The following is a 16,829-nucleotide window of genomic DNA, read 5'->3' on the forward strand; positions in this document are numbered from 1 at the left end:
CCGGCGCACGGTCTCGGTCGTCGTGACAGTCTCGGTCAGCCGCGCAGCACCGCGCCGACGGATTCGGCCGCCGCCGCGACCGCCGCGTCGCGCGCCGCGCTGGCCTCGTCCTCGGTGAGGGTCCGGTCGGCGGCCCGGAAACGCAGGGCATAGGTGAGCGACTTGCGTCCCTCGCCCGCCTGCGCGCCTTCGTACACGTCGAACAGCGCGATGTCCTCCAGCAGCTCCCCGCCGCCGGTGCGCAGCGCGGCCTGCACGGTGGCCGCCGGAATCGTCTTCTCGACGCTCACCGAGACGTCCTGCAGCACCGCGGGGAACGGCGACACCGTGGGAACCGGCCGCGCTTCCCGCAGCGGCAACGCGTCGAGGTCGAGTTCGACGGCACACGTGCGCGGCGGCAGACCCGAACGTTCCAGCACGGCGGGGTGCAGTTCACCCGCGTAGCCGACGACCGTTCCGTCGACCACCAGCTCGGCGCAGCGACCGGGATGCCAGGGCAGCTGGGCCGCCGCCCTGCGCTCGATGGTCACACCGGCAGCGTCGGCGACGGCGTCGGCCAGTGCGAACGCGTCGGCGGCCTCGACGGCACGACCCGGACCCCACGGCCCGCGCGGCTCGCGGCGGCCGGTCAGGACGGCGGCCACGTGCACCGGCTGCTCGGGCAGCGAGTCGAGCAGCTCGGCGATCTCGGCGTCGGTGGGGCGCCGGTCCACCGGCAGCGGGTCGACCGCCCTGATGTTCGCCCCGGGCCGCACGACCTGCGCGATGCCATAGATCGCCAGATCACGCGCACCCCGCGAGATGTTGCGGACGGCCACTTCGAGCAGGCCGGGCAGCAGGGTGGTGGCCAGTTCGGCGCGCTCCACGTCGAGTGGATTGAGCACCCTGGTGGTGGCGCGGCGCGGGTCGTCGGCATCCAGGCCCCAGGTGTCGAACACCCCGGCGGCCAGGAACACCGGCGGCAGAACCTCCACGGCGCCGGCGAACGCCAGTGCGCGGCTGACGGCGCGGCGGCGGCGCTGGGTCGACGTGAGTCCCCGCCCGGCCGGTGCGGTGGGCAGCACGGACGGGATCTGCTCGAGGCCTTCCAGCCGCAGCACCTCTTCCACCAGGTCGGCGGGCTGGGCCAGGTCGGGCCGCCAGCTGGGCGGCGTCACCACCAGCTGGCCGTGCCCGGCCTCGCTGACGGCGACCTCCACGGTGCAGCCGATCTGGGCCAAGCGGCGCGCGGAGGTTCCGGTCGGGTACGTGACGCCCGCGACGCGGTCGGCCAGGTCGATGTCCATCCGAATGGGCTCGGGCGCGGGGATCGGGGCCCGGAAATCCGTCAGCACGGGTTCGACGGTGCCACCCGCGATTTCGGCCAGCAGGGTGGCCGCGCGGTCCAGCGCGGCGACGTTGATCTCCGGATCGACGACCCGCTCGTACCGCTTGCCCGCCTCGGACACCAGCTTGTGCCTGCGCGCGGTCCGGTAGACCAGCAACGGGTTCCAGGTGGCCGCCTCGAGCAGGATGTCGGTGCTCTGCGCGCCGACCTCGGTGCTCGCGCCGCCCATCACGCCCGCCAGCGAGACGACACCCGAATCGTCGGCGATCACCACGTCCTCGGCGTCGAGCGTGCGCTCCACCTCGTCCAAGGTGCGCAGCGTCTCGCCCTTGTTCGCGGTGCGGACCACCAAACCGCCCGACACCTTGGCCGCGTCGAAGGCGTGCAGCGGCTGCCCCAGCTCCAGCATCACGTAGTTGGTGACGTCCACCGCGGGCGAGATCGGGCGCACGCCCGACAGCAGCAGCCTGCGCTGCAACCACCAGGGGCTGACCGCCTTCGGGTCGATGCCGGTGACCCGGCGGGCCGCGAAACGGGTGCACCGGGAGTCCGGCTCGACCCGGATCGACCAGGCTTCCTGCTCGTGGTCGGGCAGGGTACGCACCGCCGGGTCGGCGTATTCGAGATCGAAGCCGCAGGCCAGTTCGCGCGCCAGGCCGCGCACCGAGAAGCAGTAGCCGCGGTCGGGGGTGATGTTCAGTTCGATGACGGTGTCGTCCAAACCGAGCAGCGCGTTGGCGTCGGTGCCCGGCTCGGCGGTGCCCGGTTCCAGCACCAGGATGCCGGAATGGTCCTTGCCGATACCGAGTTCGGCGACCGAGCAGATCATTCCGTTGGAGACGTGGCCGTAGGTCTTGCGCGAGGTGATCCGGAAGCCGCCGGGCAGCACGCCGCCGGGCAGCACCGCGACGACCAGGTCACCGACCTCGAAATTCCGCGCGCCGCAGATGATCTCCTGCAGGTCTGGCTTGCCGATGTCCACCTTGCAGAAGCGGATCGGCTTCTTGAACTCGGTCAGCTCGGTGATCTCGGCGACCCGGCCGACCACCAGCGGCGGGTCGCCGTCCTCCGGGCCGGCGACCCGCTGGAGCTTGTCGACCTCTTCGACTTCCAGTCCGACCCGGACGAATCCCGCGTCGAGCTCCTCCGGCGTCACCGACCACTCCGGGTTGGTGCGCTGGATGATGTCGGTCAGCCAGGACTGCGCTACTCGCACTTGACGTTTCGCTCTCTCGATCGAAGGGTGAGGTCAGGACCGGATACCGAAGGGCAGCGTGAAACGCACGTCGCCCTCGACGATGTCGCGCATGTCCGGGATGCCGTTGCGGAACTGCAGCGTCCGCTCCAGGCCCATGCCGAACGCGAACCCGCTGTACACCTCGGGATCGATCCCGCTGGCGATCAGCACCTTCGGGTTCACCATGCCGCAGCCGCCCCACTCGACCCAGCCCGCGCCGCCCTTCTTGTCCGGGAACCACACGTCGACCTCGGCCGAGGGCTCGGTGAACGGGAAGTAGTTCGGGCGCATGCGAGTGCGGGTCTCCGGGCCGAACAGTGCCCTGGCGAACGCGTCCAGCGTGCCGCGCAGATGCGCCATGGTCAGGCCCTTGTCCACCGCCAGGCCCTCGACCTGCGAGAACACCGGAGTGTGCGTGGCATCGAGCTCATCGGTGCGGAAGGTGCGGCCCGGGCAGACCACATAGATCGGCAGGTCGCGTTCCAGCATCGAGCGCACCTGCACCGGAGAAGTGTGCGTGCGCAGCACCTGCCGCGAGCCCTCCGGCGCGATGTGGAAGGTGTCCTGCATGGTGCGGGCCGGATGGTCGGGCAGGAAGTTCAGCGCGTCGAAGTTGAAGTGCTCGGTCTCCACCTCGGGACCTTCGGCGACCTCCCAGCCCATCGCGACGAACACATCGGCGATCTGCTCGGAGATGACGGTGATCGGGTGCCGGGCGCCCACGGCCGTGCGGCTCGCGGGCAGCGTCACGTCGATGGCCTCGGCGACCAGCACGGCGGCGTCGCGCTCGGCCAGCAAGGTGACGCGGCGCGCCTCGAACGCCTCCGACACCCGGGACCTGGCGACGTTGACCCGCTTGCCCGCGTCGGCTTTCTCCGACTTGGGCAGGCTGCCCAGCGCGCGCTGCGCCAGGGCCAGCGGCGCCTTTCCGCCGAGGTGCTCGGTTTTCGCGACCGCGAGCGCATCCAGGTCGGCGGCAGCGGCGAACGCCTTCTCGGCGGCCGCCGCTGCCGCGGCCAGTGCCTCCTCGGTCAGCGCCGCGTTCTGCTCGCCTGCGTCGATGTCGTCGGCCACGATGCTCCGTCTCTCCCCTGGGGATCGGTTCACGGGCACGGCTGCCGCCTGCCCGCATTGCTGCTGGTCGCAATCGTATTCGATGCGCTATGGCGGATTCACCCGGATTACCCGCGACGCCGCGCGAGCCGTGTGGTAGCCACGCGGGCCGTGCACCCGCCCGCGCCGAGCAGGCCGGGCATGAGCGGGAACCGCTCGGCACTCGGGTCCGGAACGGCGTGGACCATCACCACCTCCGGACGGAGGCCGAGCAGGAAGGGATGAGGGGGAGTTCCGGCAGCCGCCGCGGAACGCCCGGCCGAGGAGAGAACTCCGTCGACCGGGCGTCCAGCGATCGGTGCGCGACGGTTCGGCGGTCAGCGCGCGACGGCGATGCGGGCGGGCAGCAACCGCGACACCACCGCGCCGACCGCGACGATCGCGGCGCCGACCCACACCGCAGGCACCAATCCGTCGACGTAGCTCTGCGGATCCTGGTAGGAGCCCTGCGCGGCGAAGACCGACGCCAGCACCGCGACACCCATGGCCACCCCGACTTCCCGCAGGGTGTTGTTGGTTCCCGACGCTATCGCGCGGTCCTCCTCCGCCGCCGCGGCCATCACCACGGTGGCGCTGGGCGCGAAGGTCAGGCCCATGCCGATGCCGCCGAGCAGGAACGGACCGACGAACGACAGGTAACTCGCGTCGACGGAGGTGACCACCGCCATCCAGGCCAGCGCGACCGCCAGCAACGCCTGCCCGGTGGTGAGCAGCGCCCTGGCGCCGACCCGGTCGACGATCAAACCCGCCAGCGGAGCGACGACCATGGGCGCCATCGTCCACGGCATGGTGCGGATACCCGACTGCAACGGCCCATAGCCCTGCACGACCTGGAAGTACTGGGCCAGCAGGAAGATCGAGCCGAACACGCCCATGGAGAAGGTGAAGCCGGTCGCATTGCTCACCCGGAAGGCGCGGGAGCGGAACAACCGCAGCGGCAGCATCGGCTCCGGCGTACGCAGCTCCCAGGCGATCAGGCAGCCGAGCAGCACAAAGCCGCCGACCAGCGCGGACAGCACGCCGGGAGACGTCCAGCCATCATCGGCGCCGTGGATCACCCCCCACACCACCGCGAGCACGCCGCCCGCCGACAGCAGCAGGCCCAGCAGGTCGACCCGCCTGCTGCCGCCGTGCGACTCCCCCAGCACCCGCAGCGCGAACGGCAGCACCACCAGGCCGATCGGCACGTTCACCCAGAAGATCCACTGCCAGCTCAGCCCCTCGACGACCGCGCCGCCGATGAGCGGACCCAGTGCCACGCCGAGGCCCGCGATCCCGCCCCAGATGCCGATGGCGGCGCTGCGCATCTTCTCCGGCACCGCCGCCGACAACAGTGTCAGCGACAGTGGCATCACCGCCGCCGCGCCGAAGCCCTGTACCGCCCGCGCCGCGATGAGCATGCCCGGTCCGGTCGCCAGCGCGCAGATCGCTGAGGCCACCGTGAACACCGCGATGCCGAGCAGGAAGATCCGGCGTCTACCGAGCCGGTCACCGAGGGCGGACGCGGTGAGCAGCAGCGAGGCGAACGACAGCGTGTAGGCGTTCACGAACCATTGCAGGTCGGCCAGCGAGGCGCCGAGTTCGGTGCGGATCACCGGCAGCGCGTTCGTCACGACCAGGTTGTCCAGCGTGACCATGAACATCGGGATACCGACCGCGGCCAGTACGGCGGCGAGCCTGCGACCACCGATCGTGGCCGCGGGCGCGGCGACGCGCGCCGCGGCGGGTGGAAGGGTCTCGGTCATGTCCAGTCCTTGTTGTAATCGACTGATAACTAATGCGGAGAACGTTATGCATCGACTGATAACATGTCAAGACCGAGCCCAGACCAGCGAACACGGAGCACGATGGCGACCAGGACCAGGATGACGGCAAGCGAACGGGGCGAACAGGTGCTGCGCGCGGCGATCCGCGCGTTCGCCGAATCCGGTTACGCCGCCACCCGGACCGACGAGATCGCCCGGCGCGCGGGCGTGTCACAGCCGTATGTGATCCGGCTGTTCGGCACCAAACAGAACCTGTTCCGCGCCGCCCTGCACCGCGTGTGCGACCGGATCGAGGAGGTCTTCCGCGCCGCGCGCGCGGAGGCGGCGCCCGGCGCTGACCCCGAAGCGGCTTTGGCGGCACTCGGCGGCGGCTATTCGGTCTTCCTCGCCGAACGCGAGCTGCTCCAGCTACTGCTGCACGGGTTCGCGGCCAGCAGCGAGCCGGAGATCGGCAACCAGGTCAGGACCCGATTCGGGGAGATCTACCAGTTGCTCCGGGAACTGACGGGAGCATCGGAAACGGAGGCTCGGCGCTTCCTCGCCACCGGAATGCTGCTCACCGTTATGAGCGCGATGCGAGTCGCCGGTCCGGACGCGGTGCCCGCGGCATGGGCGACGGAGATCCTGAAAGATCTGAGCATCAACGGCGATTGACGACCTGAAGTCGCCTTCACACGCGGCACGATGCAATCGCACCTCGCCATCACCGAAGCGACCTCACGCCCCCACCAAAACCGTGGTGGTCGGATCACAACACGCGCAACCACACCGCGCCCACCACGGATTTCGAGCGACGCGAGACCGAGCATGCGCCGTTCGCGGCCCGGCTCGCGTCCGAGTGGCCGCCGCGTACGCGACGAAGGAGCAAGCGGCGGTCACTCGGACGCGAGCCATGAAGGGGCCGCGAACACCCAGCGCCGCAGGCGCTGGAAACCAACACAGAGATCAAGCACCGTAGCGAACGCGGGAGTTCGCGTACAGGCAGATCGCGGCGGCCGTCGCCAGGTTCAGGCTCTCGGCGCGGCCACGAATGGGAATGCGGATGCGATGGTCGGCTCGGCGCGCCACGGCCGGGTCCAAGCCGTGCGCCTCGTTGCCGAACAGCCAGGCCACCGGCCCGGTGAACAGTGCGTCGGCGTCATCGAGGCCGACTTCACCGTTCGCCGCCGTCGCCAGGATCGTGATACCCGCCGCGGCGATCGCGTCCAGCGTCTCGGCCACATCGCGGTGCCGCGCGATCGGCACGTGGAAGATGCTGCCCGCGCTGGCCCGCACGCACTTGCCGTTGTGCGGGTCGACCGTGTCACCCGCCAGCACCACGCCATCGGCGCCGACCGCGTCGGCGACCCGCACTAGCGTGCCGGCGTTCCCGGGCTCGGCCATCTCGACCGGGACGGCCAGCATGCGCGGTCGCGCGTCCAAGATCCGGGCCAAGGGCACGTCGAGCAGGTCACAGACCGCCACCAGCCCCGGCGCGGTCACGGTTTCCCCGAGATGCTGTGCCGCTCGATCGCTGACCAGCGTGGTGCGGACCCCCGCCGCGGCCGCCCCCGCGATCAGCGCGTGATCTCGTTCGGCGGCTGCCGCCGAAAAGAACAACTCGTGGACGCGCGCGGTCTCCAGCGCCGCGGCGACGGCATTGGGGCCTTCGGCGAGGAATCGGCCCGTTTTGCGACGCTGCGCGCCACGCTGCAGCTTGACAGCGGAAACGACCCGCGGATTGCGCTCGCTGAGCACTTCCGCGGGTCGTTCCGAAAGTTGTCCGTGTGCCAACGGATGCGGCTCAGGCGGCCGGCGCGTTGACGTCCTGCGGCAGGGCGGCCTTGGCGACGGCGACGAGACCGGCGAACGCCTCGGCGTCCGACACCGCCAGCTCGGCGAGGATCTTGCGGTCCACCTCGACACCGGCGGCCTTCAGGCCCTGGATGAAGCGGTTGTAGGTGATGTCGTTGATCCGCGCGGCGGCGTTGATGCGCGCGATCCACAGCTTGCGGAAGTCGCCCTTGCGCGCCCGGCGGTCCCGGTACGCGTAGGTGAGCGAGTGCAGCTGCTGTTCCTTGGCCTTGCGGTACAGCCGCGAGCGCTGGCCGCGGTAACCCTTGGAGGCCTCGAGGATGGAACGGCGCTTCTTCTGAGCGTTGACGGCCCTTTTGACGCGTGCCACTGGTCAGTCCTGTTCGATCTGGGGGCGCGGGGCAGCGCCCGGAAATGGGTCGGTGGGTGGCGACGGAGCTGGTCCGGTCGCGGTGTGCCTATCGGTCTGCGCGGGCGCGATCAGAGACCGAGCAGCTTCTTCACGCGACGGACGTCGGCGGAGGCGACAACTTCCACGCCGTCCAGACGACGAGTCCGGCGGCTGGGCTTGTGCTCGAACAGGTGGCGACGGTTCGCCTGCTGGCGCAGCAGCTTGCCTTTACCGGACACCTTGAATCGCTTCGAGGCGCCGCTGTGGGTCTTCATCTTCGGCATGGATTCCTCTATCTGTCGTCCCGGCGGTCGGGGCGGACCGCCGGTGTTCTGATCGGTGTTACTGCGGGCCGGCGGTCTCGGCCTGCTCCGCAGCGGGCTGACCGGCCGGGGCGGCGCTGGGCGCCGGGCGCGGGGCCGACTCCTGCTGCGCCTTCACCCGGGTCTTCGCACCCTTGTGGGGGGCGAGGACCATGGTCATGTTGCGACCGTCCTGCTTGGCCGAGGTTTCCACGAAACCGAGCTCGGCGACGTCGGACGCCAGGCGCTGCAGCAGCCGGAAGCCGAGTTCGGGACGGGACTGCTCGCGTCCCCGGAACATGATCGTCACCTTGACCTTGGACCCGGCCTCGAGGAAGCGAACGACGTTGCGCTTCTTGGTCTCGTAGTCGTGGTCGTCGATCTTCGGACGGAGCTTCTGCTCCTTGATCACCGTCTGCTGCTGGTTCTTCCGAGACTCGCGCGCCTTCTGCGCCGTCTCGTACTTGAACTTGCCGTAATCCATGATCTTGCAGACCGGCGGACGGGCATCCGGTGCCACCTCGACCAGATCGAGGTCGGCTTCGAGGGCGACGCGTAGTGCATCTTCAACACGCACGATCCCAACCTGCTCGCCGCCCGGTCCGATGAGCCGGACCTCGGGAACACGGATGCGATCGTTGATGCGGGTCTCAGTGCTGATGGGGCCTCCTAGGTCAAGCGGTGTCGTCGGACGACCGCGCGCAATAACTGCAACCCCTGTTCAACACGAAGGCCCCGGTGCGGTATTCCGCGACGGGGCCCGATGTCGACCGATCGCCGGCCACGAGTGAACTCGGGCCGACCCTCGCGTCCCAGTTCTCCACGAGAACCTCGGCACGAGAAACCCGCCCTCGCGGGGCGGGCGACCGGACCGTTGGCCGTACGATAATTCGTCGGCAACGGTGGGAGTCGGGCTCCACTTATCAGCCCCGAGGCAAGCCCGGGGCGGTCGTCAGCGGAAAGTCTAACATTCCGTTCCGCTATCGCCGAATCGGGCCGAAATCAGCTTGCCCGGCCGTGTCCCGCGTGCCACGCTCCCCCGGTGCTCACAACACGCCGCGACCTGCTGCGATGGCAGTTCGACCTGACCTGGTCACTCGCCGGGATCCACCTCGACGCTCTCACGCCGGAGGACTTCCTCTGGGAACCCGCCGACCTCAGCTGGACGGTCCGCCCCGATGCCGACGGCGTATGGCGGCCGGATTGGGCCGACACCGAACCCGACCCCGTGCCCGTCCCCACGATCGGCTGGCTCACCTGGCACATCGGCTGGTGGTGGGGCGCCGCCATCGATCATGCCGAAGGCGCCACCCCGCCCGCGCGGGAGGACGTGCACTGGCCCGGTGACGGCGCCGCCGCCATCGCCTGCCTGCGCGATCTGCACAGCGAGTGGAAGCGCGTGCTCGACGGGCTCGCCGAGACCGATCTGGACCGCCCTTCCGCCTATCCGTGGCCCGCCGAGGCCGGGTTGACCGTCGCGCACCTGGCGGGCTGGGTGAACGCGGAGCTGATGAAGAACGTCACGGAGATCGGCCACCTCCGGATGCTGCGCGCGGCGTCGCTAGCCTGAAGGCATGACTGACGAGCTCGACGCCTCCGTACGCGAACTGGCCGACATCCCCGCGGTCGAGGTGATCAGCCGCGCCGCGGTGATGCTGATGAGCTCGGCGGCGGAGAAGCTCGGGCTGGCCGACGAGGACCCGGACGCCAGCCCGCGCCGCGACCTGGACGAGGCGCGCCGCCTGATCACCGCGCTGGCGGGACTCGTCACGGCGTCGGTGGAGTACCTGGGCCCGCACGCCGGACCGATTCGCGAAGGGTTGCAGTCGCTGCAACGCGCCTTCCGGGAGTCCTCCGCGCATCCCGACGAGCCGGGCAAGGGCCCTGGCGAGAAGTACACCGGCCCGGTCTACTGACCGGCCCGGCCACGGGACACCAGGACGTCGCGCACCCAGCGGCTCGATCCCGGCGCTGAGCGAGGACGCCCGGTGTCGCGCTGCGCCGAGCCGCCGACCGGGGGCGGCATAAGGCGAGGATGTACCCGTCGGGCCCCGGCCCGACGGAATTCCGAAGCGCGGCGGAAATTGTGGGCGAATCACGCACTGAGACAACGATGTTTAGGAAATTTCCCAACAGGTAGGGCACAGTGAGCCCATGGCTACTCGGATTCTGCTCGCTCCCGGATTCTGGCTCGGTGCATGGGCGTGGGACGAGGTCGCACCCGATCTGCGGCAGCGTGGCAACGAGGTAACGGCGCTCACGCTCCCCGGCCTGGACGCGGCTGATCCCGATCGATTGTCGGCCACCCTGGAATCCCAAGCGCAAGCCATCATCGACGCGGTGCCCGCGGACGAGACCGTCGTGCTCGTCGCGCACTCCGGCGGCGCGGCGCCCGCCTATCTCGCCATCGACCGGGCGCCCGCCCTGTTCCGCCGGGCGATCTACGTCGACAGCGCGCCGCTGCCCAACGGCTTCGTCATCAACTCCGCCCTGGACATCGCCGCGCGCGAGTGGGCGCTGCCGGAATGGCCCGAACTGGAGGCGGGAGGCAGCAGCTTGGCGGGCCTGGACGAAGCCGCCCTGGCCCGCTTCCGCGAACGCGCCGTGCCGGAGCCCACGTCCGTCGCGGCCGCGCCGCTGCGATTGAGCGATTCGGCCGCGCGGCTGGCGGTGGCGACCACCGTGATCTGCAGCAGCATGACCGCCGATCTGGTCGAGAAGCTGCGGGACAACGGGGAAGCCCCCCTCTTCGCCGAGCTGGCGCGCATCGATGCCGAGTACGTCGACCTGCCCACGGGACACTGGCCCATGTGGTCGAAGCCGAAGGAACTCGCCGCACTGATCCACACCATCGCCAACCGCTGAGGCGAAAAGCGGCGCGGCCCCGGAGCATCGGGGCCGCGCCGCATCGGACGACGGGTCAGCCGACCGCCGCGGTCTTCTTCACCGCGCGCTTGGTGGCCTTCGCAGCTGTCTTCTTCGCCGGAGCCTTCTTCGCGGCGGTCTGCGGCGCGGGCGGCTGGTCCAGCACCTCTTTGAGGAACTGGCCGGTGTAGCTGTGCGCGACGGCCGCGACGTCTTCCGGCGTGCCCTCCGCCACCACGGTGCCGCCGCCGGAGCCGCCCTCGGGGCCCATGTCGATCACCCAGTCGGAGGTCTTGATGACGTCCAGGTTGTGTTCGATGACGATCACCGTGTTGCCCTTGTCCACCAAGCCGTTGATGACGTTGAGCAGCTTGCGGATGTCCTCGAAGTGCAGGCCCGTGGTCGGCTCGTCGAGGATGTACACGGTGCGGCCGGTGGACCGCTTCTGCAACTCGGCGGCGAGCTTCACCCGCTGGGCCTCGCCACCGGAGAGGGTGGGAGCGCTCTGCCCGAGGCGCACATAGCCGAGTCCGACGTCCACCAGGGTCTTGAGGTAGCGGTGGATCGAGGTCACCGGTTCGAAGAACTCGGCGGCCTCCTCGATGGACATGTCCAGCACCTCGGCGATGGTCTTGCCCTTGTAGTGCACCTCGAGGGTTTCCCGGTTGTACCGGGCCCCGTGGCAGACCTCGCAGGGAACGTAGACGTCCGGCAGGAAGTTCATCTCGATCTTCAGCGTGCCGTCGCCGGAGCAGGCCTCGCAGCGACCGCCCTTGACGTTGAACGAGAACCGGCCCGGCTGGTATCCCCGCACCTTCGCCTCGGTGGTGGCCGCGAACAACGTGCGGATCTTGTCGAAGACGCCGGTGTAGGTGGCGGGGTTGGACCGCGGCGTGCGGCCGATCGGCGACTGGTCCACCTGCACCAGTTTGTCGAGGTGGTCGAGGCCGTTGACCCGGGTGTGCCTGCCGGGCACCTGCCGCGCGCCGTTGAGCCGGTTCGCCAGCACCGTCGCCAGGATGTCGTTCACCAACGTCGACTTGCCCGATCCGGAGACGCCCGTCACCGAGGTGAGCACGCCGAGCGGGAAGGCGACGTCGATGCCCTGGAGATTGTGCTCGCTCGCCCCGACGACGGTCAGCTGGCGCTTCTTGCCGACCGGACGGCGCACCAGCGGCACCTCGATCCGCTCCCGGCCCGACAGATACGCCCCGGTCAGCGAGTTCGGGTCGGTGAGCAGTTCTTCGTAGGGCCCGCTGTGCACCACCGTGCCGCCGTGCTCGCCGGCGAACGGACCGATGTCGACCACCCAGTCCGAGGCGCGGATGGTGTCCTCGTCGTGCTCGACAACGATCAGCGTGTTGCCGAGATTGCGCAGGCGCGTGAGGGTTTCGATGAGCCTGCGATTGTCCCGCTGATGCAGGCCGATGGACGGCTCGTCGAGCACGTACAGCACGCCGACCAGACCGGAGCCGATCTGGGTGGCGAGCCGGATGCGCTGCGCCTCACCGCCGGAGAGCGTGGCGGCCGCGCGGGACAGCGTGAGGTACTCCAGGCCCACATCGAGCAGGAAGCCCAGCCGCGCCTGCACCTCCTTGAGCACCTGCCCGGCGATGGCCGCCTCGCGCTCCCCCAGGGTGAGCGAATTCAGGAACGCCGAGCACTCGCCGATGGACAGATCGCTGACGTCGGCGATGGACTTCTTGTCGCCGTTCGCGGCGATGGTGACGGCGAGTATCTCCGGGCGCAGCCGGGCGCCGTTGCACACCGGGCACGGGATGTCGCGCATGTACCCGTCGTAGTGCTCTTTCATCTGCTCGGACTCGGTGCTCTCCAGGCGCCGCTGCAGGAACGGCATCACACCCTCGAAGTCCGCGTAGTACGAGCGCTTGCGGCCGTAACGGTTGGTGTAGGACACATGCACCTGGTCGGCGCTGCCCTCCAGCACCGCTTTGCGCGCCTTGGGCGGCAGGTCCTGCCACGGGGTGTCCATGGAGAAGCCGATGGCGTCGGCGAGACCGGACAGCAGCCTGGTGAAGTACTCGGCGGTCTGGCCGCGCGACCACGGCGCGATGGCGCCGTCGTTGAGGCTCAGCGCCGGGTCGGGCACCACCAGTTCCGGGTCGACCTCCTTGCGGATGCCGAGGCCGGTGCAGTCCGGGCAGGCGCCGTAGGGCGAGTTGAACGAGAACGAGCGCGGCTCCAGGTCCTCGATGTCCAGCGGGTGACCGTTCGGGCAGGCGAGGCGCTCGGAGAAGCGGCGCTCCCGATCGTGCGCGTGCTCGTCGCGATCGACGAAGTCGAGCACCACGATGCCGTCGGCGAGCCGCAGCGCGGTCTCGATCGAATCGGTGAGGCGCTGCTTGGAACCCGGCTTCACCGCCAGCCGGTCGACCACGACCTCGACGTCGTGCTTCTCCTGCTTCTTCAGCTTCGGCGGGTCGGTGAGCGGATAGACCACGCCGTCGACCCGCACGCGGGAGTAGCCCTGGGAGTTCAGCTGGTCGAACAGATCGACGAACTCGCCCTTGCGGGTGCGCACCACCGGGGCGAGCACCTGGAAGCGGATGCCCTCCTCCATGGCCAGCACCTGGTCGACGATCTGCTGCGGCGTCTGCTTGGCGATCAGCTCGCCGCACACGGGGCAGTGCGGCGTGCCCGCCCGCGCGTAGAGCAACCGCAGATAGTCGTAGACCTCGGTGATGGTGCCCACGGTGGAGCGCGGGTTCCGGTTGGTCGACTTCTGGTCGATGGACACCGCGGGTGACAGGCCTTCGATGAAGTCGACGTCGGGTTTGTCCATCTGCCCCAGGAACTGCCGCGCGTACGCCGACAGCGACTCGACGTAGCGGCGCTGCCCTTCGGCGAAGATCGTGTCGAAGGCCAGGCTGGACTTGCCGGAGCCGGACAGACCGGTGAACACGATGAGGCTGTCGCGGGGCAGGTCGAGATCGACACCCTTCAGGTTGTGTTCCCGAGCTCCGCGCACAGTGAGGCGTTCCGCCACAGGTCGTCCCTTCTCCTTCGTGTTCGGCGTCCAGACATACCCCCGGCCGCCATGCTAGGCATGGGCACCGACAAGTTTCGCGGACCGCCCGTCACCTCGACGAATAGCGGGAAACCCGGCGACCGGACATTACGGATCGGGCCGGGGAAACAGGCCAGGACGCCTCCGTAGCATCGCCCTCCCGGCACCACTGGTCAACAGCGCGACCGCACTCGGCATTCCCCTCGACGCGGCCGTCACGCTGCCGCCCGCACCCGAGGCAGCAGCCGGGACCTGGGAGGCGAGTGATCGACAGCGCAGCGGCGCGCGGCCGCCCGGGTGCTCGACGTCACCCCGCGGGTGTGTGACGAGCCACATCACGACCCGGGAACCCACGCTGGTCGAGACCGCGCCGATGTCTCCGGCCGCGCCGACTCCTCCGGGCCGTCGCTCGGCGCAACTCCGCAGCGCACGCACGGACCGCCGATTAGACTGAGCGCGCTGTGCGCCCCCCACCGGCCTCCCCCGACTCCTTCATGACGGAACTCACCCCTCATCTCTCGTCAACGGTGCTCGACACTCTGCGCGCCCTCGTGCGGACCGCCACCCGTCTGGTCGACGCCCGCTACGGGGCGCTCGGCGTACGCGGACACGGCGATCGGCTGGTCGAATTCATCTTCCAGGGCGTCGACGACCTGACGCCGGCCCACATCGGCCGGTCTCCGCGAGGGCAGGGCGTACTCGGCCTGCTGCTGGCGCACCCGCGACCGATCCGGCTGGACGACCTGTCGGAACACGCTGCCTCCGTGGGCTTTCCGCCCGGCCATCCGCCGATGGGCAGCTTCCTCGGCGTCCCCGTGCGGGTCGGCGAGGAGATCTTCGGCAATCTGTACCTCACCGAGAAGGCGGGTGGGCAACCCTTCACCGACGACGACGAGGCCGTCGTGCTGGCGCTGGCCGCCGCGGCGGGCATCGCGATCGAGAACGCCAGGCTGTACGAATCCGCGCGGACCAGACAGGCGTGGATCGAGGCGACCCGCGACATCGCGACCGAATTCCTCGCGGGCACGGCGCCGGATCTGGTGCTCGCGCAGGTGGTCGCCCGCGCCCGCGCGCTGACCGGTTCGCAGCAGGCGCTGCTTGCCGTGGTGGCGCCCGCGACGCCGCCCGACGAAGCCACCGAACTCGTGGTGGCGCAATGGTTCGGCCCCGGACCGGGCCCGGAGCGGGTGCGCATCGCGGGCACCGTCACCGGCACGGCATTCACGCAGCGCGCGCCGGTACAGGTGCCGGAGGCCGCCGCGGCGGATCTCGGCGCCGCGGTGGGCCCGGCGGGGCCCGCGCTGGTGCTGCCGTTGCAGACCGCGGATCTCGCGCTCGGCGTGCTGATCATCGCGCGGCCGCCCGGGGCTCCCCCCTACCCCGGCGAATTGATCGAACTGACCGCCGCGTTCACCGACCAGGCGGCCCTGGCCATGCAACTGGCCGAGACCCAGCGCAGGATGCGCGAACTCGACGTGCTCGCCGACCGCGACCGCATCGCGCGCGACCTGCACGACCACGTCGTCCAACGGTTGTTCGCGGTCGGGCTCGGGTTACGGGCGACCGCGGCACGCACGCAGGATCCCGAAGTCCGGCAACGGCTTTCGGCCGAGATGGACGGTTTGCAGGAGGTCGTGCAGGAGATCCGCACGTCGATCTTCGACCTGCACGGCGGCGACCCGCTGCGGCGGCGACTGGAGGACGCGATCCGCCAGCAGACCGCCGACGGCGCCTTCCGGACCAGTGTGCGATTCGCCGGGCCGCTGTCGGTGGTGGGCGACGCACTGGCCGACCACGCGGAAGCCGTGGTGCGCGAATCGATCAGCAACGCGGTGCGCCATTCCGGCGGCAACCGGCTCGCCGTCGAGATCACCGTCGGCGACGAGTTGACCGTGCTCGTCGAGGACAACGGCGCGGGCATGCCCGCGGAGGTCACACCGAGCGGGCTGGCCAACCTCGCGCAGCGGGCGAGCATGTCCGACGGTCGCTGCACGGTCGGGCGGACCGAGAGCGGCGGCACCAGGGTGCACTGGTCCGCGCCGCTGGTCTAGCGATCAGACGGGCGCGACGAGCGCCAGATCGCCGTCGTGGCGCCGGTACAACAGCCCGCCCCGGCCGCTGTCCGGGTCGGTACAGAACAGGAACGGCAGTCCGCCGCGGCACAACGCCGTCGCAGCCTCGGCCGGAGGCAGGCATGCGGCGGGCTCCGCGTCCACGACGATCGGCGGGGTGCGCCGGACCAGCTCCGGCGACCGGGTCGGTGGATACGTCGCCCGCTGGCGGATGAGCCGCACGCCCGGCGCCGCCCAGTGCACCACCGCGTCCTCGCCGGTCTCGGCGTCGGTGAACAGGTGGGCCTCGTAATCCATGGCGTCCAGCACCGCGACCGCTTCGGCGGGCGTGCAGGTGGACAGGGCACACCGTTTGCGGCGAACGATCGGACGCGGTTCCCCGGCGCGGGACAGCGTCGGCCGTGCCGGATCGGGCCAGGTCCGCGTTTCCCGCGCGGCCAGCCGGGCCAACCGGCGGTCGAGCCGCTCGGCGGCGAAGGTCACCGCGAACCCGCGCGGCCCGGTGACCTGGACCCGGGTCACGACGTCCCGGTGGCGGACGTCGACCTGCACCACCGTCAGGGCCTCCGGGCCGGGCAGCGCGCCGAGGCGCACCCGGGCGGGAGCGTCGAGATGGTGTCTGCGCAGCACCCGGGAGACGGCTCGCACCGCCCGCGTGACGTCCAAGGCGGCCACCTCCCCTCGCGTGGTCACCGTGACTTCCGGCCCCACGGCCGTCGTCCACTGATCCGATACGCACCGCAGCCCCGATGAGACCATCTGCATTGCCCCGCTCTCCGGATCGATCCGTCCCGCCCCTATGCCAGCACCGCGTGCGGTGCCGCGAACAGGGCCGAAAGTCCCCATCGGCGAAAAGTGCTGGCACACGGCCGAATCCCGCTCGCCGGGCCGGGCGGGGCGATCGCCCGCGCGGCGGATCGCGGTCGGCGACCGC

The 16,829-nt window shown here is 70.3% G+C and carries 14 protein-coding genes; 5 read left to right on the forward strand and 9 right to left on the reverse strand.

Annotated features, from left to right (window positions below; genetic code table 11):
* Window positions 1–35 precede the first annotated feature (35 nt).
* From pheT to ACGF7Y_RS26850, 3 genes are all read right to left on the reverse strand, one after another.
* A complete protein-coding gene (gene pheT, locus ACGF7Y_RS26840) occupies window positions 36–2,543 on the reverse strand; it encodes a phenylalanine--tRNA ligase subunit beta (RefSeq protein ID WP_393238073.1) in 2,508 nt (835 codons plus the stop codon).
* A gap of 33 nt (window positions 2,544–2,576) precedes the next feature.
* Complete coding sequence (gene pheS, locus ACGF7Y_RS26845; protein ID WP_393238076.1) at window positions 2,577–3,638, reverse strand: phenylalanine--tRNA ligase subunit alpha; 1,062 nt, start codon at window positions 3,636–3,638, stop codon at window positions 2,577–2,579.
* 356 nt (window positions 3,639–3,994) lie between these two features.
* Entirely contained in the window at window positions 3,995–5,422 is a 1,428-nt protein-coding gene (locus tag ACGF7Y_RS26850) for an MFS transporter (RefSeq protein ID WP_393238078.1), read from the reverse strand.
* Window positions 5,423–5,542: 120 nt separating this feature from the next.
* Between ACGF7Y_RS26850 and ACGF7Y_RS26855 the strand changes: the two genes are divergently transcribed.
* Window positions 5,543–6,097 carry a TetR/AcrR family transcriptional regulator gene (locus ACGF7Y_RS26855; RefSeq protein WP_393238081.1) on the forward strand — a complete coding sequence of 185 codons (555 nt, stop codon included), beginning with the start codon at window positions 5,543–5,545 and terminating at the stop codon, window positions 6,095–6,097.
* 291 nt (window positions 6,098–6,388) lie between these two features.
* Here the strand turns inward: ACGF7Y_RS26855 and ACGF7Y_RS26860 are convergent, their stop codons facing one another.
* The 4 genes from ACGF7Y_RS26860 to infC all read right to left on the reverse strand — a co-directional run bounded on the left by ACGF7Y_RS26860 (window position 6,389) and on the right by infC (window position 8,636).
* A complete protein-coding gene (locus tag ACGF7Y_RS26860; protein ID WP_393238084.1) occupies window positions 6,389–7,180 on the reverse strand; it encodes a TrmH family RNA methyltransferase in 792 nt (263 codons plus the stop codon).
* A 46-nt stretch (window positions 7,181–7,226) separates the two neighbouring features.
* Window positions 7,227–7,607, reverse strand: a complete 381-nt coding sequence (gene rplT, locus ACGF7Y_RS26865) for a 50S ribosomal protein L20 (RefSeq protein WP_039797323.1) — start codon at window positions 7,605–7,607, stop codon at window positions 7,227–7,229.
* A 110-nt stretch (window positions 7,608–7,717) separates the two neighbouring features.
* Window positions 7,718–7,912 carry a 50S ribosomal protein L35 gene (gene rpmI / locus ACGF7Y_RS26870; protein WP_039797322.1) on the reverse strand — a complete coding sequence of 65 codons (195 nt, stop codon included), beginning with the start codon at window positions 7,910–7,912 and terminating at the stop codon, window positions 7,718–7,720.
* 58 nt (window positions 7,913–7,970) lie between these two features.
* On the reverse strand, window positions 7,971–8,636 hold the full coding sequence (gene infC, locus ACGF7Y_RS26875; protein ID WP_083863358.1) for a translation initiation factor IF-3: 666 nt from the start codon (window positions 8,634–8,636) through the stop codon (window positions 7,971–7,973).
* Window positions 8,637–8,972: 336 nt separating this feature from the next.
* Here infC and ACGF7Y_RS26880 point away from each other — a divergent pair, with 336 nt between their 5' ends.
* From ACGF7Y_RS26880 to ACGF7Y_RS26890, 3 genes are all read left to right on the forward strand, one after another.
* Entirely contained in the window at window positions 8,973–9,500 is a 528-nt protein-coding gene (locus ACGF7Y_RS26880) for a DinB family protein (RefSeq protein ID WP_393238089.1), read from the forward strand.
* A gap of 4 nt (window positions 9,501–9,504) precedes the next feature.
* On the forward strand, window positions 9,505–9,846 hold the full coding sequence (locus tag ACGF7Y_RS26885) for a DUF1844 domain-containing protein (protein ID WP_040866072.1): 342 nt from the start codon (window positions 9,505–9,507) through the stop codon (window positions 9,844–9,846).
* A gap of 238 nt (window positions 9,847–10,084) precedes the next feature.
* Window positions 10,085–10,795 carry an alpha/beta fold hydrolase gene (locus ACGF7Y_RS26890; protein WP_393238091.1) on the forward strand — a complete coding sequence of 237 codons (711 nt, stop codon included), beginning with the start codon at window positions 10,085–10,087 and terminating at the stop codon, window positions 10,793–10,795.
* Between the two features lie 55 nt (window positions 10,796–10,850).
* On the opposite strand, the gene uvrA is transcribed toward ACGF7Y_RS26890, so the two are convergent.
* Window positions 10,851–13,802: an excinuclease ABC subunit UvrA gene (uvrA, locus tag ACGF7Y_RS26895; protein WP_393238093.1), complete on the reverse strand. Its 2,952-nt coding sequence runs from the start codon at window positions 13,800–13,802 to the stop codon at window positions 10,851–10,853.
* A gap of 482 nt (window positions 13,803–14,284) precedes the next feature.
* On the opposite strand from uvrA, the gene ACGF7Y_RS26900 reads away from it, so the two are divergent.
* Window positions 14,285–15,874: a GAF domain-containing protein gene (locus ACGF7Y_RS26900; RefSeq protein WP_393238095.1), complete on the forward strand. Its 1,590-nt coding sequence runs from the start codon at window positions 14,285–14,287 to the stop codon at window positions 15,872–15,874.
* A 3-nt stretch (window positions 15,875–15,877) separates the two neighbouring features.
* On the opposite strand, the gene ACGF7Y_RS26905 is transcribed toward ACGF7Y_RS26900, so the two are convergent.
* The gene (locus ACGF7Y_RS26905; protein ID WP_393238097.1) at window positions 15,878–16,588 is read right to left on the reverse strand and encodes a sigma 54 modulation/S30EA ribosomal C-terminal domain-containing protein; all 711 of its coding nucleotides are present in this window, start codon (window positions 16,586–16,588) and stop codon (window positions 15,878–15,880) included.
* Window positions 16,589–16,829 lie beyond the last annotated feature (241 nt).

It is taken from the genome of Nocardia sp. NPDC047654 (assembly GCF_043205035.1).
Lineage (GTDB): Bacteria > Actinomycetota > Actinomycetes > Mycobacteriales > Mycobacteriaceae > Nocardia.

Bases quoted from the DNA above. Each gene is read 5' to 3' on its own strand.
- ACGF7Y_RS26850 (WP_393238078.1), bottom strand. From the start codon at position 5,422: ATGACCGAGACCCTTCCACCCGCCGCGGCGCGCGTCGCCGCGCCCGCG.
- ACGF7Y_RS26855 (WP_393238081.1), top strand. From the start codon at position 5,543: ATGACGGCAAGCGAACGGGGCGAACAGGTGCTGCGCGCGGCGATCCGC.
- rpmI (WP_039797322.1), bottom strand. From the start codon at position 7,912: ATGCCGAAGATGAAGACCCACAGCGGCGCCTCGAAGCGATTCAAGGTG.
- ACGF7Y_RS26885 (WP_040866072.1), top strand. From the start codon at position 9,505: ATGACTGACGAGCTCGACGCCTCCGTACGCGAACTGGCCGACATCCCC.
- ACGF7Y_RS26890 (WP_393238091.1), top strand. From the start codon at position 10,085: ATGGCTACTCGGATTCTGCTCGCTCCCGGATTCTGGCTCGGTGCATGG.